This window comes from Synechococcus sp. WH 8109 (assembly GCF_000161795.2).
GTDB lineage: Bacteria > Cyanobacteriota > Cyanobacteriia > PCC-6307 > Cyanobiaceae > Parasynechococcus.
Map to the genome: position 1 here is coordinate 203,784 of NZ_CP006882.1, position 21,285 is coordinate 225,068.

The following is a 21,285-nucleotide window of genomic DNA, read 5'->3' on the forward strand; positions in this document are numbered from 1 at the left end:
GGGGGCTGTCGCCACCAGGAATGCTGGTTCGCGGGGGTGTCAGACATCGGATGAGGGGTGAGGGGTCAGGCGCGGACGGCGGCGCGTTGGTGGCTCCAGCAGGAGAGATCCACCGCTGGTTGTTCGCTACTGGCGAGGCGTGCCAGGGAATCACCGATCAGGGGGGCGAACTTGAAGGCCTGGCCGGAGCCTCCTGCGAACAGGCTCAGCTTCGGGGTGAGCCGGTCCAGCACGAAGTTCACGTCGCTGGCCATGGAGTAGGGGCTGATCACGGTCTCCACACGCTCCTGCACACCCTCCAGTTCGTTGAACAGGAAGGTGTCAAGCAGCTCCACCAGGCGAGCGGGTGGCTCGGTAACCATGGCGTTGGGTTCGGCGACGCGCAGCTCCTGCGGAGCCCAGTCGATGCCCGCCTTGATCCGTGGGCGGCCATCCGCCGTTTGGCTGAGGACGGGGAATCCGTAGTAGAGACCACCGTCATCGCCGCGTTCCTGCTGGAAGCAGAACCACTGGGGGTAGCGATCGGCCAGCGCCGGGTCGACCGTGTAGTGGGCCCATAGCATCGGCCACACCTCCAGTTTGGGTGAAAGGCCAAGAGGGGCCAGCAACAGCTGGCTCCAGATCCCGCAGGCCACTACCAGCTGTCCGGCGGCGATGTGTTCGCCGCTCTCCAGGGTGACGCCACCGCCATCGGCATCGAGGCCCGCCACTGGGCAGTGCTCGATCAGCTGATGGCCGGCATTGCGGGCGGTGTTGATCCAGTGGGCCACGACCCTGTCGCTACGCACGGCACCGGCGGTGGGCTCGAACAGTCCGGTGAAGCCCGGCTTCGGCTTCAGCGGGAAACGGGCCGCGATCTGTTCGGCGTTGAGGGCCTCATAGGGGATGCCCTGATCGTCCATGACCCGTCGGGCCCCAGGGATCGACCCCTCGATCGTCTCTTCATCCCAGCTTTCGCCGTAGAAGAGCAGGCCGTGGGTCTCCCGCAATTGCTGACTGGCGTGGTTTTCTTCCTCGCGCCAGAGGCGGTTGGCCTCCTGGGCAAGACGGCAGAGCACCGGGTCGGAATACATCTCCCGGAACATCCGGGTTTCGCCATAGCTACTGGCCTTGGCGTGGGCCAGGGTCTGGGCTTCCAGCAGCACCACATCGCGCACGCCGCGGCGGGCCAGGGATGCAGCGCAGCTGAGGCCGGCCATGCCGCCGCCAACGATCACGACGGCTGCCCGGCTGGGCAGGGACGCGGGTGTGCTCATTCGCTTTCTCCAAAGCTGAGGCCGATGGGGTCGGTGGAGGGTGTTGCGGCCACCTCCTCAAGGGCTGCACCGACTGACAAGCCTTGTTCGCGCTGATTCAGATACTCGCTGGCCCGTCGGCGCACCTCATCGCGAACGAACGCATAGACGTCCTTGGCACCAGCGTCTTTCCAGGCGTCGGGGGAGAACCGCTCGATTGAATCGGCGATCACAGCTCCTGCATTCACCAGGGGGTCCGGTAGCACTTGCACACCGCGGCGACGCAGCTCATCCGCCAATTGGGGTTGCTGGAAGGGGGCATTGGCGGCAGGCACCACGGCTGGGGTTTTCAGCGCCGTCGCCATTTCGGCGTTGATCAACCCTGAGATCGAGCAGGGCAGCAGCAGGTCGAGGTTCAGTTCCCACCAGGCGCAGCTCTTAGGCAGCGGCGTCGCGCCGGGAAAACTGGCTTTCTCGCGGTCCAGATCCACGGTGAACACGGTCCAACCGTGCTCGACGAGATGGCGGGCAACGGTGCCACCAACGGCACCGCAGCCGTGCACGAGGGCCCGGCCAGGGCGGGCGTCGTTGAGGTCCTTGTCCAGAACGGCCTCCACAGCACCGAGGGTGCCGTGGGCGGTGGCGGCACTGGCGTCCACAGGGCTGCCGACCGCCGCCAGCACATGGGGGGTGAGCGCCGTCAGACGCTCCATGTCCTCCAGACTGGTGTTGAGATCGCAGCCGGTGATCATGGCGCCGTCAAGTGACTCCAGCAGCTCGGCGGTGACGCTGATCAGCTCATCCTTGACGGCATCGGGTTCAGCGGCCCGGGCAACGATCTTGCCGCCGGCGAAACCGGTGCCGTAAAGATCGTGCTTGTGGGTCATCAACCCCGCCAGCCGTTGGCCGTCTGCGATGCAGGCCTCATCGCTCGGGTAATTGAGCACACGCAGGCCTCCGTTGGCGGGACGCTTGGCATCGGTGTCTTCCGCCACCACGAACACCGAGAGGTGGTCGGAGACGTGTTCCGCCAGCACCGACACGGTCGGCGCGGTTTTCTTGCCGCTGCTCATCAGGCCACCTTCTCCATCATCTGGTGGTGTTCGACGTAGTCGAGGCTCCATTCGCTGGGAGCTTCGGCGATGCGTTGCTGCAGCCGCTTGAACACCGTGTCTGCTGCGGTGTTGCCGGCAGCACTGGCAAAGCTGTGGCGGCTCCAGCTGCGGATCGTCGCCATCAATCCGGCGGCGAAAGTAGCCGTGTCACCGCTCTCCTTCCAGCGGCGACGGTAAGGGCACTTCACGTAAACGGTGCGCTCGTCCACCAGCCGCAGGCCATTGCGGTACGCGGCGCTGCTCTCGTCCTTCAGCGGAGCCATGAACTCCTCGGGGGACTTGTAGAAGTTCAGAACCGTGCCTTGTTGATACTGCTCCTGGCTGATCAGGCCTTCCTCGGCCATGCTCCGCCAGATCTGGTGTAGCTGGTCGTGCACGTTGCGGGTTTCGTTGCCGTTGTGGCCGAGATAAAGCCCTGCTTCATCACGGGAGAGGTTCACCGTCAGCAGGCGGCCGCCCACCTTCAGTTCGCGGCTGCGCAGCTCGAGGATGTGGTGCCAGTCCTTCATCGCCTGGGCGGTGAAGCGCTGAAGTGCGTCGGCATCACCGGAGGCCAGCACATGGGTGTGGTTGTTCAGGGGGCCGGGGGAGGCGCTCAGCCAGTGCATGGCCGTGGCGGAAAAACCGAAGCTCACCGAGTTCGGAGCCACGGAGGGCTCGTAGAAGCTGCGGGCACTCACCAGCACCGTTGGCTTCGGATCCCGGGGGATCTGCAGGGCCAGGTTGTCGGCCAAAGCAATGTTGTCGTTGCTCGGTAGGTCGTTGCCGATCAACGTCAGGTGGGCCTTGGGTTGGTTGGCATGCAGGCGATCCAGCACCTGGTTCCAGAGCCCAACGGCGGTTCCACCGTCGGCAGCTCCGTAATCGATCAGAACATGGCTGTCAGCGACAGCCAGTTGATTCACACAAGTCAGGGCCCAGTCCGAGGCGGCTTCGATGCACAGAAGAGCGCCCTCGGTCTGCGCGCTGTAACCCGTGGTCATGGCGATGGCCATGGACCTCGTCAGCGGCAGGCTTCACCGTACAGACCATGCCCCGAGGACCTTTGTATCCGTGGTTCTTCTTCAGCTTGCTTCGAGCAACTGGCGCAACTTGGGTTCCAGAAGGCTGAAGGCCTTGCCGCGGTGGCCGTGCTGCTTTTTCTCCGCCAAAGGCATTTCGGCGAAGGTGCGGCCGGTTCCAGCGACTTCAAAGATCGGGTCGTAGCCGAAACCCTGATCTCCCCGGGGTGAGGCCGTGATCAAGCCGTCGCAGCGGCCTTCCACCTCCAGCAGGATCGTGCCGTCCGCAGCGGCAATGCACAGTGCGGCACAGAAATAGGCCTGGCGTTGATCTGAGCCGTTCAGGGCCTTCAGCAGCCGGGCAATGCGTTCCGGGTCGGTGGGCGCGTAGCGGGCGGAGTGAACCCCCGGCGCACCATTGAGGGCATCCACACTCAGGCCTGAATCGTCGGCCAAGGCCCATTCCCCTATGGCGGCGGCAACCGCTTGAGCCTTGAGCCGGGCATTGGCGGCAAAGGTGGTGCCCGTCTCCTCCACCTCTAAGCCTTCTGGCTGGGGTTGCACGCTGACGGGCAGGGCCCGTAGCAGACCCTGGAATTCACGAATCTTGCCAGCGTTGCCGCTCGCGATCACAAGGGTCTTCATGTGGCCTCCGCAAACTGTCGGGCCCAGGTGAGCACCTCGTTCACCCGCTCGGCATCCGGCCCTTCGCAGTAGAGCCGCAGCAGCGGTTCCGTGCCGGAGAAGCGCAGCATCAGCCAGTGGTTCGGTCCCATCCTCATTTTGATCCCGTCGGTGCTGATCACCTCCAGTACTTCTGCGCCGGCAACGGTTGAGGGCGTGCTCTGGTCCAGCAGCGTCTCGAGCCGTCGGCGTGCCTCCATGTCGGCCAGGCGCAGGTCGAGTCGGTCGTAGTGACTGCTGCCTCCGTGTTGTTGCTGGAGTGCATCAAGACGCGCGCCCAGGGGTTGCTTTCCTTCCACCAGGGCTTCCAGCACCAGCATCGCCGCGAACAGGGCGTCCCGCTCGGGCAGGTGCATGCCGAAGCCCACACCGCCGGATTCTTCGCCGCCAATCAGCACATCCCCGGCCAGCATCTCTGCGGCGATGTACTTGAAGCCCACCGCGAGCTCCAGAACCTTGCGTCCTTGGGCCTCCGCCACCAGTCGCATCAGATCCGAGCCGCTCACGGTCTTAACCACGGCACCCGGCAGCTGGCGGGCTCGGGCCAGGTGATCGATCAACAGGGGCATCAGCAGCTGGGTGCTGCAGAACCGGCCGTTTTCATCCACGGCCGCGATGCGGTCACCATCGCCGTCGAACACCAATCCCACCGCAGGAGTTCCGGCGGCCGTTGAGGCTTTCACGGCCGCGATTAACGCCCCGAGGTAGCGCGCCAGGGGTTCCGGCGGATGACCGCCAAACAATGGATCACGTTCGCTGCGGATTTCCTCCACGACGCCAGCGGCTTCAGGGCCGAGCAGCTCCGTCACACAGCCGGCGGCTGATCCATGCATCGGATCGACGATCACCTTGAGGTTGATGGCCTTGAGGCCATCAACCAGGGCACTGAGGTCCAACTTGCGGCGCAGCCCTTCCAGATGCTCGTCGCGCCCATCAAACCGGGGGACTTCCGCCTTGATCGGTGCCGTGATGCCGCCGGCGGCCAGACGTCGTTCGACTGCGGCTGTGAAGTCTCCCTCGACCGATCCACCGAAGGGCCCTTTGATCTTCAGCCCCAGCCATTCCGGTGGGTTGTGACTGGCGGTGATCACCAACGCTCCCAGGGCTTTGCGCTCCACTACGGCCCAGCTGCAGGCCGGCGTGGGCACAGCGGTGTCGGTAAGCAGGGGTTCCAGTTCACAACCCCGCACAGCGGCCGCGATGGCTTCCGCCAGTTCTGGAGCCAAAAAGCGCCGGTCGTAACCGATCACCACCGTTCGGCTGTTGAGACCTTCGGGGGCGCGATGGGCGAGCTCCTGAGCCGCGGCAGCGGCAACGGGCAACAACCGCTCAACTGTGATGTCGACGCCGGTGATCCCGCGCCAGCCATCGGTGCCGAACTTGATCGGAGCTGGACTAAAAGGGAGGGGAGCCGATGCCATGGCACAGCCTGCACTTCAGTGGATCTAGCAGCTGGCAGCCGTAAGGTCGGCGGATGGGTGACACCCCGCCTGCCGACAACGCTCTCACCGACCGGTTGCTGCGCAGTTGGCTGCGTTGCCGTCGCAAGGCCTGGCTCGATCGCCACGGGAATCCTGCCGAGCGGCGTTGGACGGCCCATCGCAATCTCTTGCTAGACGACCAGCAGCGCTGTTTTGTGGCCTTGCTTCCCCGTAAGCCTGGCCATGGCATCGCCGCCTGTGCTGTTGGTGCCGAGGCCGTGGTGGGTTTGCGCCTGAAGGGGTTTGGCCCATCCGGTGAGCCGTTGGAGGCACACCCTCCACTGTTGCGGCGGGTCAAGGGCCAGAGCTGCTGGGGTGACTTCGCCTATCAACCGGTCCTCGCCCGTCAGGGCCGCCGCACCACCCGGGAACATCAGCTGCCGCTGGCGCTGATGGCCCTCTTGCTTGAGCAGCATCAGCAGGGGGACGTTCCGTCGATGCTGGTGCTTGGCGGTGGTGGCCGGCGCCTGGAACAGGAGCGGCTGCAACTCTCCAGTGGTCTGCGCCGACAGCTGTCGGAGGGGCTGCGCAAACTGCGCTCTGACCTCGAGCGCCCGGTTCCTCCTCCGCTGGCCGCTGACCGGCGCAAGTGCTCACTTTGCAGTTGGCGTGTCGCCTGCAATGCCGTGGCGGCGGAGGAAGGGCATCTGAGCGAGGTCAGCGGCATCGGGGCCAAGCGGCGCGAGATGTTGCAGGAGCTTGGGATTCGCGGCTTGTCCGATCTGGCCGCGGCTGATCCGTTGCAGCTCGCCGAGCAGCTGCAGCGTTTTGGGGATCAGCATGGTGAGGTGGCCGCATCCCTGGTTGCTCAGGCGCGGGCGCAGCAGGATGGACGGGTGGAGCGTTTGGATGCCTCAGCGGCACTGCCGGAACTGCAGGACTGTCCTGGTGTGCTGCTTTACGACATCGAATCCGATCCCGACGTCCGTCACGACTTCCTTCACGGTTTTCTGGTGTTGCCCAGAACCAAAAGCGGAAAATGGGATCTGGCATCCGTGGCGTATCACCCGATCCTGGCCCTGGCGGAGCATGGTGAAGCCCGTTGCTGGCTCCGTTTGCAACGGTTGCTGAATCGCTATCGGGGTTGGCCGATCCTGCACTACGGGGAGACAGAAAGCCTGGCCTTAAGGCGTATGGCTGAGCGGCAGGATGCTGCAGAGGCCGAGGTGCTGCAGCTTCGTCAGCGGTTGGTGGATGTGCATGCCCGGGTCAGACATCACTGGCGCTTGCCCCTGGCCAGTTATGGCCTCAAGGCCGTGGCTGTTTGGCAGGGGTTCCAATGGAGTCAGTCCGGTGTGGACGGGGCCAGGGCCCTGCTGTGGTGGCGGCAGTGGCAGGGGGAGGGGCCCGATCGACGCGGCACCAGGCACGGGCTGCGCTGGATCTTCGATTACAACCGCGATGACTGCCTGGCCACCTGGGCCGTAGCCGACTGGTTGCTTGAACAGGATCAGGCGTCGGGATCCTGAAACGCCTCAGGTTGACGGATCTGGAGCTGTTCTCCGTTGGGACCTTCCAGCGTTGGACTGGCCAGGCATTGGCGGCGCACCAGGGCCAGCCCAAGCCACGTACCATCGCGTTCGAGAGCACTGGTGATCACCCCGGCTCGCTCGCCATCCAGCGTGAGCTTGGTGGCGGCCGCCAGCGGACTGGGGCAGCTCCAACAGCGCAGCTGTTGCTTCACCCCTGCCTGGCCGATGAGTTTGGCCATGGTCTCCTGGCCGAGGTAGCAGCCTTTCTTTGTGCTGACCTGAGCGACAAGCCCAAGCTCCAGGGGGTTGGTCTCGCCATTGAGTTCACCGGGTCCAGGGGGGAATCCGCTTTGAAGCCGCCATTGCTCCAGAGCCGTCGCGGTGGCTGCTTCTCCTGATGCCCAGGGCTCCGGCAGGGCCGCATCCGGATCGCACCACACGGTTGCAGCCATGGGCTCGAGCCACTGCAGTCGGCGCAACTGGCCCAGGGGTTGGAGGCGAACCCGATCGGCTGGAAAGATCACCTGATCAAATCCAGCATGAATGGCAGAGGCCTCTCCTGCCAAAACGATCACATCGGCCCCCTCTGCATCGAAACGAAGTTCCAGCACGGCCCGCAATCGTCCCGTTGCGGTCAGCCAGCAGGTCTGAAGAAAATCGCCGGATTGGAGTGCGTTGAGGTCAGCACTGGTCTGCCCCTGAAGAAACTGGCGTGCTCCGCTGCCGTTCAAGCGCAGCCAGGGGACCTGGGCGTCCCAAAACAACTTGCTCATGCCGGCGTGAAGGCGGCGATTTCGGACAGCTTGTACAGGCTGATCAGTTCAAGATTTTCAGCCGTCATCGCAGCGTCACCCCCTTCTTCCCTGTCGACGATGGTGACGACCCGATCCACCTTGTAGCCGGCGTCGCGCAGCTGCCGGACCGCCTTGAGGGAGGAGCCTCCTGTAGTGACAACGTCTTCCAGCACGGTGATTCTTGCCCCGGGGGCGGGGAACGGACCCTCCAGCCAGGCACCGGTGCCGTGGCCTTTGGCTTCCTTGCGCACGATCAGCGCATCAAGCTCCCGACCCTGATCGGCGGCGGCCATGGCAACACCGCTCACCAGTGGGTCTGCTCCGAGGGTGAGACCAGCTACGGCCAGCGCATCGGCCTCCACGTGGGTGAGCATCGCCCGGCTGATCAGCGCCAGGCCGGAACCGCTCAGGCTCACGGGTTTGCAGTTCACGTAGTGCTCGCTCTTTCGGCCTGAGGCCAGGGTGAAGGCTCCGCGTCGGTAGGCCAGGGTGGCCAGACGGTTCAGCAGTTGCTCCCGCTCAGTCGGGACACTCGACGATTCAGACATGGGGCTGGCCACGCTTCGCAGATGTCCTTAGTTTGCGCTTAGAGCTGTTTCACCCGGTGCTGCTCCTGCTCGCCGGCCCATCGGTGTTGGAGGGTCCGTTGGTCTGCACCACCAGTGAGCTGGTCAACCGTCGCTTCTACAACTGAACCTCGCCCATGGCCCGGGGCGCAGACCCCCTGCATCAGTTGACCGATTTTCAGGGGATCGCTATTGGCGGCATCGAGGGCAAGCGGTTCATGGGATTCGGCTTCCCCGACCAGACGCTGATCTGGGATGGGTCTGCACTTCAGAACACAACGGGAGCCCTGCTGGAGGAGCAGAGTCCGCCGCTGCTGATGCGAACCCTGGATATCTCGAGTGGGTTCAACGGCAGCCTGGCGGCCACCGAATCCATGCCGGACGAACTCAAGGAAGATCACTTCCCCAGCGTGACCCCCATGTGGTAACACTCCCCACATGGGGGTCTAGCAATCTGGTGAATGCAGCGAACTCATAATTCGCCTAAGGCGAGTTCGATCCTCGCGACCCCCATACCCCCCTGTTGATGCGGCTTCTTCTGCTGGCTGTTCTGCTGGTTCTGCCGGCCTTCTTCGCGGCTGCAGAGGTGGCCCTGCTGCGGCTACGCCCCAGTCGCGTTGAAGTGCTCGTCGAGGAAGAGCAGGCCGGGGCCCGTTCCATCCAGCGCCTTCAGCGACGCCTGCGGCGCGCTTTGCTGGTGTCTCAATTGGGTGCAACCCTTGCTCTGGTGGCTCTTGGCTGGGCTGGCCGTGGTCTGGGGGGGCGACTCTGGTCGGATGGGTCTGTGGGTGTCGCTTGGCGCGACACAGCCTTGTTCCTCAGCATCGTGCTTCTGGCCACGCTGGTGGCTGGTTTGCTGCCCAAGGCCTGGGTGTTGAACCGTCCGGAATCCTCGGCGCTTCGCCTGGTGCCGCTGTTGGAGGTGGTGATGCGCTGCCTGGCTCCACTGCTCAACCTGCTTGAGGCGCTGGCGGGCCTGTTGATGCGCCTGCTTGGCCTGGCTCCCCAATGGGATGTACTGGTGCCAGCCCTTTCAGCTGGTGAGCTGGAAACCCTTGTGGAATCTGGACGGGTCACGGGTTTGTTCCCAGATGAGAAGAACATCCTGGAAGGTGTCTTCGCCCTGCGGGACACCCAGGTGCGGGAGGTGATGGTGCCGCGCTCTGGGATGGTCACTCTGCCGTCCACGGTCCGTTTTGCGGAAATGATGGAGGCCGTGCACCACACCCGTCATGCCCGCTTTCCGGTGATCGGCCAGTCGTTGGATGACGTGCGCGGCGTGCTGGATCTGCGTCAGATGGCTGAACCGATCGCACGGGGTGAGCTCCAGGCCGATTCGTTGCTCGAGCCGTATCTCCAGCCTGCGGTGCCCGTGCTGGAGACCTGCACGCTGGCGGAACTGCTGCCGATGATCCGCAGCGGTCAGCCGCTCCTGCTGGTGGTGGATGAGCACGGCGGCACCGAGGGTCTGGTGACCGCAGCTGACCTCACCGGAGAAATCGTTGGTGATGAGGATCCCGCCGAGACCGATGAACCGGATCTGCTCGAAGAGAAGGACTGCCCCGGTGCCTGGCTGGTGGCCGGAGATCTGGAGATTTTCGAGCTCAATCGACAGCTCGATCTCGATCTGCCCGAGGCCGATGACCATCACACCCTGGCCGGCTTCCTGCTGGAGCGGCTCCAGCACATTCCGTCCGCGGGGGAAGGGCTTCATTTCAATGGCCTGCAGTTCGAGATCACAGCCATGGCAGGGCCGCGGATTGAGCGGGTCCGGCTTGTTCTCCCCAACTCAGAGGAAGATTCCGACTGAAGGCCGATAGTCTTCCCCCAATCGACCGCCTGCGCTGATGTCTCCCGACCCCATGGTCCCAGTCAAGGTCGGGGTGATCGGCATCGGCAACATGGGCTGGCACCACGCGCGGGTGCTCAGTCTTTTGCGGGATGCTGATCTGGTGGGAGTCGCGGATCCGGATGCTGAGCGCGGCAAGCTCGCCACCGAGCAATTCGGCTGCCGTTGGTTTGCCGACTACAACGCCATGCTCTCGGAGGTGGAGGCCGTCTGCATCGCGGTTCCTACGCTGCTACACCATCCCGTCGGGCTGGCCTGCCTGCGTGCGGGGGTGCATGTTCTGATCGAAAAGCCGATTGCGGCCAGTCAGGACGAGGCCACCGCACTAATCGAGGCCGCTTCAGCGGGGGGGTGTCTGCTGCAGGTGGGCCACATCGAGCGTTTCAACCCTGCCTTCCGCGAGCTCACCAAGGTGGTGGCCAACGAGGAGGTGGTGGTTCTTGAAGCGCGTCGCCATAGCCCCCACTCCGATCGGGCTAATGACGTCTCCGTTGTGCTGGACCTGATGATCCATGACATCGACCTCGTGCTGGAGCTGGCGAAGGCACCGGTGGTTCGGCTTGCCGCAGCCGGTGGTCGCAGTGCCGAAGGCCCGATCGATTACGTCAACGCCACACTGGGTTTTGAGAACGGTGTTGTGGCCAGCCTCACGGCCAGCAAGATGAGCCACCGCAAAATCCGCAGCCTCAGTGCCCATTGCCGTTCGAGCCTGGTGGAGACAGACTTCCTCAACCACACCCTGCATATTCATCGCCGGGCCCACGAGTGGTATTCAGCCGATCACGGCGAGCTGCTGTATCGGAATGACGGCTTCATCGAGGAGGTGAGCACGACCTCGATCGAACCGCTCTATGCCGAGCTCGAGCACTTTCTGCAGTGCGTTCGCGGTCGGGAGACCCCTGCGGTGGATGGTCTTCAGGCTTCGCGAGCTCTCAAGCTGGCAGATCTGATCGAGCAGGCCGTTGAACACCCGGATACGGGAGCGCCCCTGTGCGCACCGATCTGAGGGCTTTCATTGGGATTACACCAGCCCCTGCTGTTCGGCCAGTTCCCGCAACGCCGTGACCTGCCAGCGTCGGCAGTCACCGGGTGAGGACCGATAAAACTGCCCCCAGGCCTGGGCCTTGTATTGCGGGTAGTTCTCTGGACGAAGAGAGGGATGGCTCTGTTGCCAGCCGACCCTGACGGCATGACCGATCACCACGTCGAGGGCCAGGTCATCCTCGAAGCGCACCTCTGGATTGGCTTCGACAAAAGCCATCAGCGAAAGCAGGCATTCGCTGCAGAGTTGTCGGTATTCAGGTGCCTTGATCCGACTGAGCAAATGGTCGACCTGGGCGGCGAAATTGCGCTCCCCTGGTGTTTTTTCGAGAATGAGGCTGCTGTTGAGGCGATTGCGTCGTTCCAGCTTGTCGCCAATCACCAGGCCGCGGCAGTGCTGCAGCAGCGACCAGATCCCGGCATAGAAATCGCGGGGAACTTTCTGGAAGGATCCCAGGCGGATGCGGTGTTGAAGCCAGTCCCCACCCCCCGGTGTTTCCTCCAACGGGTCAGGCACTGACCACTGCACTCGGCCGCTCACGTGCAGCTGTTCGCCGCGTTGCAGGGCTGCTCTGGCATGGTCCACATCGGCGAGCACGACGCGCAAGCGCTTGCGTATCGCGTGGGGTGCTTCGCAGCAGAGGGCTTCAAAGGCTTCGTCTTGACTGAGCGTTTTCTCCACGGCCAGCTCTGATGTCAGCAGCAGCATCAGCTGCCCCAGCTGCAGGGTGAGGCTCCCCTTCAGCAGCACTGGCTCCCGCCGCGCCACGCTGTCGAGGGCAAGCAGGAGTTCCTGTTCGAGCATGCGTTCACGGCCGTCGATTCCGCTGGTGGTTTCAATCCGCTCGGCGATGGCGGCACTGTCCATCGGCTGACGCAGCCGGGAGTCGCCGGTGTAGTTGCGCCCCACTACCACCTGTTTCTGGCGAACGAGAAGATCGGTGAGGGCATCTTCGAGTTGGGGATGCACCATCCCCATGGCGCCAGCACAGCGCCGCACCAAATTCCAGTCTTCACAACGCAAGCCCCGTTGATAGACCTCCTCAAGCAGGGTGCGCAGGGCCACCGGATGGCCCTCAGGGCTGCGTTGAATCCCCTGGGGGCCAAGACGCCGTTGCAGCAACTCGAGCACTTCCGCCTGTTCATGCAGCAGCGAACTGTTCCAGAGGCGCTGGCTCAGTTGTTCGATCGGTGTGTCATCCAGCTCCTGCTCTTCTGCGGCGGTCAGATCCCGTAGATCGGTGGCGTCGCGCAGAAGCGGTTTGGCCGGCTCTGAGCATGGAACCGGTTTCTGTTGGAGCGGCGGCAGCTGCACCTCCTGCGCCTGATCCACCAGTTCACTGAGGCAGCCCAAGCGGACGGGGATGGTTTCAATGACGCCGCTGCTGAGTTGCCGGGCCAGTTTGAGCATGACGTCGCGGTGCCGCTGGAGGGCTGCGTCGCGAATGGGGATCACCAGAAGGGGACGTCCCATGCCGCGCCAGTGCCGTTGCAGCAGATGCAGCTCGTCCACAACGGTCTCCACCAGCTCCTCCGGGTCATCGGCCAAATAGCTGCTGACGTCTTCCAGCACGGACGGGGTGAACACACTGATGGCGCCGTCCTGGCGGTAGACCCGAGCCGTGTCTTCGGTTTCCACCCGGTGCCCGGGGCGCCCAGTGAGCTCAAGTCTCGGATTGGTGCCGGCGGCTTTCAACCGTTGCTTCAGCTCGTCGGACGACTTCACGGAAATCACTGAGGTTGGGTCGATCGGCACCTCTGCAGCCAGCAGTGCCTGGCGCACGTAATCCGTCTCCGCAGCCATCGCCACCAGAACAGTCTCTGCGCCCAGCAGCTTCGGCTCCCTGCGTCCACAGGGGTCAATGTCCTCGGGGCGGATCAGATCGTCCAGCAGCATTTCCCCGAGCCACACCAGGCTCTGAGTCCAGATCAGAGGCAGGTTGGTATTGGCCACACGCTCTTGGCTGCCTGGATTGAGCCGTTCCTGGTCGACGGCACTGGCCGGGACCTGATAGAGCTCGGGGTAGAGACGTTCGCCGTCCTGTTCAACGGCCAGGGTCTTGAGCTGGCTGTGCAGGCGCCGGGCCTCCTCCCAGCGTGTTTCGCAGCATGCGGTAACCAGTTCGAAGGCCAGAAACAACGGCCACTCCGACTCGATCCCTTCAAAGGCGGCGAGCTCCTCCGGTTCGTAGTGCAGGCGGTTGACGTCTTCCACCGCCGTCTGGTGACCATCCCGGAGGAAGCGTTTGTAGCCGTAGGCCCCGCCGAGTTCCCGTCGAATCCGCCGGCCGGTGCGCTCCACCAGGGCGGCATCCTCCACGGCCCAGGCGGGATAACCAATCACTGAGAGGCAGGCACTGTCGGCTTCCTTGCTGGCGGATTCCCGCGGCAGGAGCCCTTGCAAGGCGCGCCGGAGCCGTGCGATGGCCCCCTGGGGAATCAGCAGGATGCAGCTGCCGTCGCCATGGGGGCCGTAGAGGTCAACCCCATCCAGGGCCTCCAGGGCGGCTTTGGCCATGCCGATGGAGCTGGCATTGCGCTCCGGCAAACCATGGTTGCCCTTGTCGCCCCGTTCCCAGATCCCGTAGTCGGGGGTGCGGTAGGCCCTGGCGATGTAATGCACCAGGTTTTGGAGGAAATCCACTTCATCACGGCTTTGCACCACCGCGCAGCCGCCCTTGGTCAACTGCGCCAGCTGCAGCAGAAATAGGGAGGTGGCATCGAGTTGGAGATGTCCCCAGGCGTCGTCATCCACCACCGGCTCGCCGGTGCAGCTGTCGTATTTGGCGTGAAGGGCGTCGAGGGGGTTGAGGCTCTGCTTGAAGCGCTCCACCTTCTCGGCCTGCCGCATCATCGAGCGCATCAGGCCGCGCATGAGGGCCATCACCCGCTGCTCCAGCTCCCAGGCGCGCAGGCTGTTTTGCCCCAGCTGACGGCGGTGGGCCAGGGCCAGTCCCCAAACGCACTGCACCGAATAGACGCAGTCCCGCACCCAGGCATCGCCATAGTTGCCATGGATGGTGTGAGCGGTGCTGGCAGGGAGCAGGCCGCTGATCGGGTCCTGCCGATCGAGAACCACCCGTTGGATGGATTGATCCAGACGCTGAAGGGTTGTGGCGTGGTTCTGCGGAAGGGTTTCCGTCGTCGTCACAACCATGCCCTCATCCATTACCACTCCTAAATTCTCCAACGCAGCCCCACGGCAATGGACTCTGTCAGCACCGCCCCCGATGACCGTCGCCGCTGCCAGGTGCTCGGCGTCCCTGTGCATGCCTGCCGTGATGTCTGTGCTGCTGCTCTCGGTCTGCATGCCCGGGGCGGCGGACGCATCGTCACCCTCAACGCTGAGATGACGATGTTGGCTCGGGCCGATGCAGCCTTGGGGCAGGCGATCGCAACGGCTGATCTGGTGATCCCCGATGGTGCGGGAGTGGTCTGGGCCCTGGGCCGTCAGCAGATCCGGGTTGTCAAAGCAGCGGGCATCGAACTGGCCTGGACCTTGCTGGAGTACGCCGCAGCCCATCACTGGCGTGTGGCGTTGGTGGGCGCATCACCTGAGGTGATGGCAACGCTGCGTGCGGAGTTGCCGCAACGGCTCAGCGGCCTCAACATGGCGCTCGCGGTGGACGGTTATCAAGCTCCCGAGGCCTGGCCGGGTGTTGAGGCTCAGCTCAAGGCGTTGAAGCCGGATCTCATTCTGGTGGCTCTGGGGGTGCCACGCCAAGAAACCTGGGCGGAGCGCGTGGCGGCTGGCCAGCCTGGACTGTGGATGGGTGTTGGCGGAAGTTTTGACGTCTGGGCCGGCTCCAAAAAACGCGCTCCCGGCTGGATGTGCCGGATGCAACTTGAGTGGCTATATCGGCTCATACAGGAACCTTCACGCTGGCGACGCATGCTGTCGCTGCCAGCGTTTGTTCTGAAGGTGGTCCGGTTGGGCTGAGGCTTCAGCGGAAGCCCACAGAGGCTTGCCAAACGAAGGCCAGCAGCAGGAAGAAGACCGGGATCAACGGAAGAATGTCGATCAGCGGAGAGAAGGCCTGATAGGCCTCGGGCAGCTGTGCCAGCAGGTCGAGGGTGAAGGCGGCCATCCCTTGCATCAAAAAGGCGTTGGGCTGGACGCTACCACGTGTGATGGGCTGGCGAGTCTGGCTCCCAGGGAGCGAAATCCTCTGAAAAACAGCCGTCGCGAATGGCTTGTGCCATGGCCGAGGTGAAACGAACCAGATGGGTGATGTTGTGAATGCTCAACAAGGTGAGGCCCAGAAGCTCCTCGCTGCGAATCAGGTGATGCAGGTAGGCCCGGGTGTGACCGGTGCAGGCCACACAGGAGCAGCTCGGATCCAGGGGGGTGTGGTCGTGGCGGAACCGGGCGTTGCGCAGGTTCCAACGTTCACCGCCCACCAGGGCGGTGCCATGACGGCCGAGTCGGGTGGGCAAGACGCAGTCGAATAGGTCGATCCCGTTGGCCACGGCTATGGCCATCTCGCGCAGAGTGCCGATACCCATCAAGTAGCGCGGTTTGTGTGAGGGAAGCAGGGGCGTGACATCCCGCACGATGCGATGCATCTCCTCAGCGGGCTCACCAACGCTGACGCCACCGACGGCAATGCCCGGCAGATCAAAGGAAGCGACGGCCATGGCACTCTCCCGTCGCAGATGGGGGAAACAGCCGCCCTGAACGATGCCGAACAGCGCCTGATCCTCGCGGGTCTGGGCTGTGACGCAGCGCTCGAGCCAGGCATGGGTGCGGCGACAGGCATCTATGACATCGTTCTCGGTCGCCGGATAGGGCGGGCACTGGTCGAAGGCCATGGCCACATCCGCCCCGAGGGCCATCTGAATTTGGGTGGCATGTTCCGGGGTCATGTCGATGGTGCGTCCATCGCGGGGGTTTCGGAACACCACCCCACGGTCATCGATTTTGTTCAGGTCTCCCAAGCTGAACACCTGAAAGCCGCCGGAGTCGGTGAGCATCGGGCCGTTCCAGCCCATGAACCGGTGCAGGCCACCGGCCGCTGCCACGATCTCCTCGCCCGGTTGCAAGTGCAGGTGGTAGGTGTTCGAGAGCACCATCTGTGCTCCCGTGCGTCCCAGTTGCTCCGTGCTGATGCCCTTGACGGTGGCCAGGGTTCCCACCGGCATGAAGCGTGGTGTGTGCACCGGCCCATGCGGGGTCTTAAAGGTGCCGCACCGTGCTGATGTGTTGGCGCAATGCGCGTTGATTTCGAAGCCGAACACGACTGATCCGCCTCTGCATTGACCCTACGGTGAGAGCCGATTGCATCCGTCGCGTTATTCCCAGGATTGTTCCGCCCTGGCTTTCCGATCTGGCGGGAGCCTGGATCTTCTACACGGTGCTGCCCGCATGGCCCTGGCCGCAGCCCTCGTTTCATCGCATTGCCCGCTTCGCCCCCTGGATGGGGCTGCTGATCGGTGCGCTGCAAGCCCTGCTCTGGATCGTTCTGTCCAGGCTCTCCTGGCCTCCGGCGGCCTGTGCCCTTTGCGTGGTGGCTCTCGGCATACAGCTCAGTGGTGGGTTGCACCACGACGGCCTGATCGATACGGCGGATGGCCTTGGGGCGCCAGCGGAGCGGCGGCTCGAGGCGATGGAGGACAGCCGGGTGGGCGCCAGTGGCGTACTGGCTCTCGTGATGGTGCTGCTGCTGCAGGTTGCTGCATTGATCCACCTGGGGGGGCAGGCCCCGCTCGGGCTTTGCCTGGCTGCGTTCTGGGCCCGGGTGGCACCGCTCTGGGCCATGGCACGTTTCGACTATCTCCGAGCTGATGGAACCGCAGCGTTTCATCGCGAGCACGGCAGGCCGCTCAGGGATGCAGTGCCCGCACTTCTGGTGGTGGTTCTCTTGGCCGGTTGGGTGGGGGCCATGCCCCTTCTCCTGGGGGGCGTGGTGGCTCTGGTTGTAGCCCAGAGCCTCGGGCGACGCCTGGGGGGGCACACCGGTGACAGCTATGGAGCAGTTCTTGTGCTCACCGAGATGATCACGTTGTTGGGTCAGGCCATGCTCCTGCCGGCCAGCTGAGGACGAATGCATTGCCCTGAGCGGGCAGATCCGGGGCGATCGTGGAAGGCTCCACGCAGAGCATGAGCTTGCGGCCCTGCTGCTCCGCCAGGGAGCGTGCAAGGGCGAGCCCAAGGCCGGTTCCCGCCCGGTCCTGTCCGGTGGACCCCCGTGCTCCCCGCTCGAAAATCAGGTCGCGCTCCCCCATGGGAATCGGTGGCCCGTTGTCCCAGACGCAGAGCCCATCGGGTAACAGGCACAGCCCCACGCTGCAGCCCGCTGGGCTGTAGCGGAAGGCATTCTCAAGGAGGTTGGCGACGATCTCCGCGATCGTTCCGTCTTGGGACGGTTGATCAATCCACTGGGGCCACACGTGCGGACCCCGCCAGGGGCGGCCCTGCAGGCTTGCCGTCGCTTCCGCCCGCTCCAGCAGAGGCATCAGCAGGGTTTGCATGGTGGCCTCACCTTCGGCAGGCCCGGGGGGCAACAGGGTGGGGCCAACGGGTTCCTGTTGGGGGAGACGTTGTTGCCCGAGGCCATCGAGCACATCGATGTACTGGCCGAGTTGGCGTTGTTCCGAGAGCATTCCCTCCACGAGTGGACGGTGGGAGCTGTCGGCTTCGAGCCGCCGCAGCAGCAGCTGGGCGTAGGTGCGCAGGGCAGCCAGTGGATTGCGCAGCTGATGCACGAGCGTGCGCAGCTGGTCGTTTTGTTGGCTGAGTTCCTGGCGAAGTTGCAGGCATTCCATGTCACGCCCCAGGGCGTGGCTGATGGCGGCGGCACTGCGCCGCATCCGTTGGTCCAGGGTCTGCGTCCAGCTCCGCTGCGGATCCAAGTCCACGCGCAGGGCTCCCAGGATCAGACCGGCATCCTGGAGTGGGTACCAGCGCCGACTCTCGTGCGGCAGGCGCAGGTTCGGGTCTGCTTCGGCAGGGGGGAGCGACCGTTCATTGGCCGACCATTGCCGGATCAGCAGCAAGGGCGGGCCTTGCTGATTTGGTGGCGCACTGACGTACAGCCCCAGATGCTGGATGCCTTCTTTGGCGGTTAGATCAGCCAGCTGTTGATCGGTGAAATCGAAGAATCGATCGGTGAGCTGCATCAGTTCCGGACGATCAATTCAGGTGTTTGGGCAAGCCTGCGCCAAGGGGACTTGAAAAATCTGGGAAAAGTCTTAAGATCCTCTTATCGACCGAGGCGCTGTTCATCATGAACAGACGCCCGCCAGCACTCACAAAGGTTGCAATTGCTCCGCAACCAAAGCTACAGCAGAGGTTGCAGTGTCCTCCGCTGATTTCCGCTTGGGTGTTGGTGTCCTGCCGGTGATTGTGGTGTGTCTGCAATTGCCCTGACGCTTCCCTTGCGTCTGGCGTTTTCGCGCCGACGGCACCTGTTTGTTCTGACGATCCACCCCGTTCTTCCTTTCGTACCGGAGCCCTTCCATGTCCAAGAAGCGCAAGCGCATTAGCCGTCGTCGCCTGGCAGGTCAGCGGGTCCTGGCCCATGTGCCAACCCATCGCCTCGAAACCGGTGAGTACAAGCCGGTAACGGCCGCTCGTCGTTACATCGCTGAGGGCGGACTGGTGCCTCCGGCGTTGCTGAATGTGCGCCGCAATGAGCACACCACCGACCGCTTCTTCTGGGGTGAGAAAGGACTGTTCAGCGCTCAATACGCCGAAGAGAACCATTTCCTCTTCCCCTCATTGCGCACGATTGTTGATTCGATCGGTGAAGACAAGCTGTTCGAGGGGCTCGAGCTTGGCGCTGATGATTGGGAGGAAATGGAGGAGTACGAATACGCCTTCGTTTGATTAGGCGTTCTCCAGAACACTCTCGATAAACGTCAGGATCGGCTGCACCGTCTCATCAGGGATGGTGTGGCCGTTTTTGAACAGAAGTGTCTGACATCGATCGGGCTGCAACTGTGCAGCGATCGATTGCATGGCCTGGAACGGCACCACGGGATCGTCTGAACCATGCATCAGCAACACAGGGGGGTGTTGCTGGGGCGGAGCCCAGTTGGGGTGTGGATAGCCGCTGCAGCTGATCAGCCCTGCGATGGGCAGGGCGCAGCCGCCCTCCAGAGCCATGGCTCCCCCCTGGGAAAAGCCGAACACCACCGTTCGTTCGAGTCCGAGGCCTGAGCTGTGCAGGCTCTGAAGTTGAGCCTTGAGGCTCTCAACGGCCGCGGGCACGGCATCCCACTGGGCTGGGAACAGGCCATACCACTGACGCCCTCCCGGTTGGTCGGGATGAAGCTCAGGAGCCTCCAGGCAAACCACATCAAGGGTCTTGGAGAACTCTCGCGCTAGGCGATCGCCCAGGGGCTTGAGATCCTCTCCGTTGGCTCCCCAGCCGTGGAGCAGCACCAGCCGGCCATCCATGGGGCATGAACATCACTGCTGCGTAGGTTGGCTCACGACCCAGTCACGACCCTTCGATGGCTCCTGTCGCTCTGCTGAGTGTTTCCGATAAGTCCGGGCTGGTGCCCCTGGCGGAGGCCCTACATCGGACCCATGGTTATCAGCTCCTCTCCAGTGGGGGCACGGCCAAGGTGCTCGAGCAGGCCGGCCTTCCGGTAACCCGTGTGTCGGAGCACACCGGGGCTCCAGAAATTCTTGGCGGTCGTGTGAAAACGCTCCATCCAAGGGTTCATGGCGGGATTTTGGCCAAGCGGGGTGACGCGTCCCACCAGGCTGATCTTGAGCAGCAGAACATCGCCCCCATCGATGTGGTGGTGGTCAACCTCTATCCCTTCCGCGAGACGATTGCTCGACCTGACGTCACCTGGGATCAGGCGATCGAGAACATCGACATCGGTGGCCCTGCCATGGTTCGGGCGGCCGCCAAAAACCATGCTGATGTGGCTGTTCTCACCAGTCCTGACCAATACGACCGTCTGTTGACCGCCATGGTGGAGTCGGGCGGGAGCGTGCCTTCTGAGCTGCGGCGACAACTGGCCCTGGAAGCGTTTCAGCACACTGCGTCGTACGACACGGCGATCAGCCACTGGATGACCGACCAAATCGCCGCAGAAGATAGCCCCTGGCTGGAGGCGGTGCCGCTGCGACAGACCCTCCGGTACGGCGAAAATCCCCACCAGAAAGCGCGTTGGTTCAGCCATCCCAAACAGGGCTGGGGTGGGGCCATTCAGCTGCAGGGCAAGGAGCTGAGCACCAACAACCTGTTGGATCTCGAGGCGGCCCTCGCCACGGTGCGGGAGTTCGGCTTCGGAGCCGACGGTTCCGCACCGGCGTTGCAGCCTGCCGCCGTGGTCGTCAAGCACACCAACCCCTGCGGTGTGGCCATCGGAGCTTCGATTCCTGCTGCACTGACGCGGGCCCTGGATGCCGATCGGGTGAGTGCCTTCGGCGGCATCATCGCTATCAATGGTGTGGTGGAAGCCACGGCGGCCCGTGAGCTCACCAGCCTGTTTCTGGAATGCGTCGTGGCACCGGGCTTCACGCCCGAGGCGCGGGAGGTGCTGGCGGCCAAGGCCAATCTGCGCCTGTTGGAACTGGCTCCGCAGGCCATTGACCTGGCCGGCCCCGATCACGCGCGCAGCATCCTGGGTGGTCTCCTGGTTCAGGACCTCGATGACCAGGCGATCAAGCCGGCCGACTGGACCGTGGCCAGCCAGCGGCCGCCCACACCGCGAGAAAAGCAGGACCTGAAATTTGCCTGGCGATTGGTGCGTCACGTTCGCTCTAACGCCATCGTTGTGGCCAAAGATGGCCAGAGCCTCGGCGTGGGTGCTGGTCAGATGAATCGAGTGGGCTCAGCGCGGATTGCCCTGGAGGCTGCGGGTGAGAAAGCCCAGGGGGCTGTTCTGGCCAGTGATGGTTTCTTCCCGTTTGACGACACGGTGCGTCTGGCTGCCAGCCACGGCATCACCGCCGTGATTCATCCCGGAGGGAGCATGCGCGATGCCGATTCGATCAAAGCCTGCGATGAGCTCGGCCTGGCGATGCAGCTCACGGGGCGCCGCCATTTCCTGCATTGACGCTGGTGGGGGCCGCCGGCCCCCTAG

At 63.9% G+C, this 21,285-nt stretch carries 20 protein-coding genes and 1 tRNA gene; 9 read left to right on the top strand and 12 right to left on the bottom strand.

Annotated elements, in window-relative coordinates:
- Positions 1 to 65: 65 nt before the first annotated feature.
- The 5 genes from Syncc8109_RS00980 to Syncc8109_RS01000 all read right to left on the bottom strand — a co-directional run bounded on the left by Syncc8109_RS00980 (position 66) and on the right by Syncc8109_RS01000 (position 5,456).
- Entirely contained in the window at positions 66 to 1,256 is a 1,191-nt protein-coding gene (locus Syncc8109_RS00980) for an FAD-dependent oxidoreductase (RefSeq protein WP_025362032.1), read from the bottom strand.
- On the bottom strand, positions 1,253 to 2,308 hold the full coding sequence (locus Syncc8109_RS00985) for a Glu/Leu/Phe/Val dehydrogenase dimerization domain-containing protein (RefSeq protein ID WP_006852030.1): 1,056 nt from the start codon (positions 2,306 to 2,308) through the stop codon (positions 1,253 to 1,255). Before Syncc8109_RS00985 ends, Syncc8109_RS00980 begins: the two co-directional genes overlap by 4 nt.
- Complete coding sequence (locus tag Syncc8109_RS00990) at positions 2,308 to 3,345, bottom strand: SAM dependent carboxyl methyltransferase (protein ID WP_006850003.1); 1,038 nt, start codon at positions 3,343 to 3,345, stop codon at positions 2,308 to 2,310. The genes Syncc8109_RS00985 and Syncc8109_RS00990 overlap by 1 nt, the downstream gene beginning before the upstream one ends.
- Before the next feature lie 69 nt (positions 3,346 to 3,414).
- On the bottom strand, positions 3,415 to 3,996 hold the full coding sequence (gene rdgB / locus Syncc8109_RS00995) for an RdgB/HAM1 family non-canonical purine NTP pyrophosphatase (protein WP_006850592.1): 582 nt from the start codon (positions 3,994 to 3,996) through the stop codon (positions 3,415 to 3,417).
- Positions 3,993 to 5,456 (bottom strand): phosphoglucomutase/phosphomannomutase family protein, encoded by a 1,464-nt coding sequence (locus Syncc8109_RS01000; RefSeq protein ID WP_025362033.1) that lies wholly within the window; start codon positions 5,454 to 5,456, stop codon positions 3,993 to 3,995. The genes rdgB and Syncc8109_RS01000 overlap by 4 nt, the downstream gene beginning before the upstream one ends.
- Before the next feature lie 53 nt (positions 5,457 to 5,509).
- Between Syncc8109_RS01000 and Syncc8109_RS01005 the strand changes: the two genes are divergently transcribed.
- Complete coding sequence (locus Syncc8109_RS01005; protein ID WP_006849851.1) at positions 5,510 to 6,985, top strand: TM0106 family RecB-like putative nuclease; 1,476 nt, start codon at positions 5,510 to 5,512, stop codon at positions 6,983 to 6,985.
- Here Syncc8109_RS01005 and Syncc8109_RS01010 read toward each other — a convergent pair.
- Both Syncc8109_RS01010 and pyrE read right to left on the bottom strand, forming a co-directional pair.
- Complete coding sequence (locus tag Syncc8109_RS01010) at positions 6,967 to 7,761, bottom strand: glycine cleavage system protein T (protein ID WP_006850985.1); 795 nt, start codon at positions 7,759 to 7,761, stop codon at positions 6,967 to 6,969. The two genes, Syncc8109_RS01005 and Syncc8109_RS01010, sit on opposite strands and share 19 nt — an antisense overlap.
- Positions 7,758 to 8,330 (bottom strand): orotate phosphoribosyltransferase, encoded by a 573-nt coding sequence (gene pyrE / locus Syncc8109_RS01015; protein WP_025362034.1) that lies wholly within the window; start codon positions 8,328 to 8,330, stop codon positions 7,758 to 7,760. Before pyrE ends, Syncc8109_RS01010 begins: the two co-directional genes overlap by 4 nt.
- Positions 8,331 to 8,485: 155 nt before the next feature.
- Between pyrE and Syncc8109_RS01020 the strand changes: the two genes are divergently transcribed.
- The 4 genes from Syncc8109_RS01020 (at position 8,486) to Syncc8109_RS01030 (ending at position 11,203) form a co-directional block, all read left to right on the top strand.
- A complete protein-coding gene (locus Syncc8109_RS01020; RefSeq protein ID WP_006849810.1) occupies positions 8,486 to 8,776 on the top strand; it encodes a hypothetical protein in 291 nt (96 codons plus the stop codon).
- 12 nt (positions 8,777 to 8,788) lie between these two features.
- Positions 8,789 to 8,861: transfer RNA gene (locus Syncc8109_RS12100), tRNA-Ile, on the top strand.
- A 13-nt stretch (positions 8,862 to 8,874) separates the two neighbouring features.
- Complete coding sequence (locus Syncc8109_RS01025; RefSeq protein WP_025362035.1) at positions 8,875 to 10,158, top strand: hemolysin family protein; 1,284 nt, start codon at positions 8,875 to 8,877, stop codon at positions 10,156 to 10,158.
- Between the two features lie 37 nt (positions 10,159 to 10,195).
- The gene (locus tag Syncc8109_RS01030; protein WP_025362036.1) at positions 10,196 to 11,203 is read left to right on the top strand and encodes a Gfo/Idh/MocA family protein; all 1,008 of its coding nucleotides are present in this window, start codon (positions 10,196 to 10,198) and stop codon (positions 11,201 to 11,203) included.
- Between the two features lie 15 nt (positions 11,204 to 11,218).
- Here Syncc8109_RS01030 and Syncc8109_RS01035 read toward each other — a convergent pair whose 3' ends face one another.
- Positions 11,219 to 14,395 carry a glycoside hydrolase family 15 protein gene (locus tag Syncc8109_RS01035; protein ID WP_025362037.1) on the bottom strand — a complete coding sequence of 1,059 codons (3,177 nt, stop codon included), beginning with the start codon at positions 14,393 to 14,395 and terminating at the stop codon, positions 11,219 to 11,221.
- 48 nt (positions 14,396 to 14,443) lie between these two features.
- On the opposite strand from Syncc8109_RS01035, the gene Syncc8109_RS01040 reads away from it, so the two are divergent.
- Entirely contained in the window at positions 14,444 to 15,178 is a 735-nt protein-coding gene (locus Syncc8109_RS01040) for a WecB/TagA/CpsF family glycosyltransferase (protein ID WP_006850131.1), read from the top strand.
- A 4-nt stretch (positions 15,179 to 15,182) separates the two neighbouring features.
- Here the strand turns inward: Syncc8109_RS01040 and Syncc8109_RS01045 are convergent, their stop codons facing one another.
- Positions 15,183 to 15,326 carry a photosystem II reaction center protein K gene (locus tag Syncc8109_RS01045; protein WP_025362038.1) on the bottom strand — a complete coding sequence of 48 codons (144 nt, stop codon included), beginning with the start codon at positions 15,324 to 15,326 and terminating at the stop codon, positions 15,183 to 15,185.
- 31 nt (positions 15,327 to 15,357) lie between these two features.
- The gene (tgt, locus tag Syncc8109_RS01050) at positions 15,358 to 16,476 is read right to left on the bottom strand and encodes a tRNA guanosine(34) transglycosylase Tgt (RefSeq protein ID WP_006850752.1); all 1,119 of its coding nucleotides are present in this window, start codon (positions 16,474 to 16,476) and stop codon (positions 15,358 to 15,360) included.
- 29 nt (positions 16,477 to 16,505) lie between these two features.
- On the opposite strand from tgt, the gene cobS reads away from it, so the two are divergent.
- On the top strand, positions 16,506 to 17,276 hold the full coding sequence (gene cobS, locus Syncc8109_RS01055; RefSeq protein WP_006851827.1) for an adenosylcobinamide-GDP ribazoletransferase: 771 nt from the start codon (positions 16,506 to 16,508) through the stop codon (positions 17,274 to 17,276).
- On the opposite strand, the gene Syncc8109_RS01060 is transcribed toward cobS, so the two are convergent.
- Positions 17,236 to 18,357 carry a sensor histidine kinase KdpD gene (locus tag Syncc8109_RS01060; protein WP_006849987.1) on the bottom strand — a complete coding sequence of 374 codons (1,122 nt, stop codon included), beginning with the start codon at positions 18,355 to 18,357 and terminating at the stop codon, positions 17,236 to 17,238. The two genes, cobS and Syncc8109_RS01060, sit on opposite strands and share 41 nt — an antisense overlap.
- Positions 18,358 to 18,697: 340 nt before the next feature.
- Between Syncc8109_RS01060 and Syncc8109_RS01065 the strand changes: the two genes are divergently transcribed.
- Positions 18,698 to 19,066 (top strand): DUF3155 domain-containing protein, encoded by a 369-nt coding sequence (locus Syncc8109_RS01065; protein WP_006850462.1) that lies wholly within the window; start codon positions 18,698 to 18,700, stop codon positions 19,064 to 19,066.
- Here the strand turns inward: Syncc8109_RS01065 and Syncc8109_RS01070 are convergent, their stop codons facing one another.
- Positions 19,067 to 19,639, bottom strand: coding sequence for an alpha/beta hydrolase (locus tag Syncc8109_RS01070; RefSeq protein WP_006850412.1), 573 nt, complete (start codon positions 19,637 to 19,639; stop codon positions 19,067 to 19,069).
- A gap of 56 nt (positions 19,640 to 19,695) precedes the next feature.
- Here Syncc8109_RS01070 and purH point away from each other — a divergent pair, with 56 nt between their 5' ends.
- The gene (purH, locus tag Syncc8109_RS01075; protein ID WP_006850974.1) at positions 19,696 to 21,258 is read left to right on the top strand and encodes a bifunctional phosphoribosylaminoimidazolecarboxamide formyltransferase/IMP cyclohydrolase; all 1,563 of its coding nucleotides are present in this window, start codon (positions 19,696 to 19,698) and stop codon (positions 21,256 to 21,258) included.
- Positions 21,259 to 21,285: the final 27 nt, after the last annotated feature.

Bases quoted from the DNA above. Each gene is read 5' to 3' on its own strand.
- Syncc8109_RS01000 (WP_025362033.1), bottom strand. From the start codon at position 5,456: ATGGCATCGGCTCCCCTCCCTTTTAGTCCAGCTCCGATCAAGTTCGGC.
- Syncc8109_RS01020 (WP_006849810.1), top strand. From the start codon at position 8,486: ATGGCCCGGGGCGCAGACCCCCTGCATCAGTTGACCGATTTTCAGGGG.
- rdgB (WP_006850592.1), bottom strand. From the start codon at position 3,996: ATGAAGACCCTTGTGATCGCGAGCGGCAACGCTGGCAAGATTCGTGAA.
- Syncc8109_RS00990 (WP_006850003.1), bottom strand. From the start codon at position 3,345: ATGGCCATCGCCATGACCACGGGTTACAGCGCGCAGACCGAGGGCGCT.
- Syncc8109_RS01005 (WP_006849851.1), top strand. From the start codon at position 5,510: ATGGGTGACACCCCGCCTGCCGACAACGCTCTCACCGACCGGTTGCTG.
- Syncc8109_RS01035 (WP_025362037.1), bottom strand. From the start codon at position 14,395: ATGGTTGTGACGACGACGGAAACCCTTCCGCAGAACCACGCCACAACC.
- Syncc8109_RS01060 (WP_006849987.1), bottom strand. From the start codon at position 18,357: ATGCAGCTCACCGATCGATTCTTCGATTTCACCGATCAACAGCTGGCT.
- Syncc8109_RS00985 (WP_006852030.1), bottom strand. From the start codon at position 2,308: ATGAGCAGCGGCAAGAAAACCGCGCCGACCGTGTCGGTGCTGGCGGAA.
- Syncc8109_RS01065 (WP_006850462.1), top strand. From the start codon at position 18,698: ATGTCCAAGAAGCGCAAGCGCATTAGCCGTCGTCGCCTGGCAGGTCAG.
- Syncc8109_RS00980 (WP_025362032.1), bottom strand. From the start codon at position 1,256: ATGAGCACACCCGCGTCCCTGCCCAGCCGGGCAGCCGTCGTGATCGTT.
- pyrE (WP_025362034.1), bottom strand. From the start codon at position 8,330: ATGTCTGAATCGTCGAGTGTCCCGACTGAGCGGGAGCAACTGCTGAAC.
- Syncc8109_RS01030 (WP_025362036.1), top strand. From the start codon at position 10,196: ATGTCTCCCGACCCCATGGTCCCAGTCAAGGTCGGGGTGATCGGCATC.
- purH (WP_006850974.1), top strand. From the start codon at position 19,696: ATGGCTCCTGTCGCTCTGCTGAGTGTTTCCGATAAGTCCGGGCTGGTG.
- Syncc8109_RS01010 (WP_006850985.1), bottom strand. From the start codon at position 7,761: ATGAGCAAGTTGTTTTGGGACGCCCAGGTCCCCTGGCTGCGCTTGAAC.
- Syncc8109_RS01040 (WP_006850131.1), top strand. From the start codon at position 14,444: ATGGACTCTGTCAGCACCGCCCCCGATGACCGTCGCCGCTGCCAGGTG.
- Syncc8109_RS01045 (WP_025362038.1), bottom strand. From the start codon at position 15,326: ATGGCCGCCTTCACCCTCGACCTGCTGGCACAGCTGCCCGAGGCCTAT.
- Syncc8109_RS01025 (WP_025362035.1), top strand. From the start codon at position 8,875: ATGCGGCTTCTTCTGCTGGCTGTTCTGCTGGTTCTGCCGGCCTTCTTC.
- Syncc8109_RS01070 (WP_006850412.1), bottom strand. From the start codon at position 19,639: ATGGATGGCCGGCTGGTGCTGCTCCACGGCTGGGGAGCCAACGGAGAG.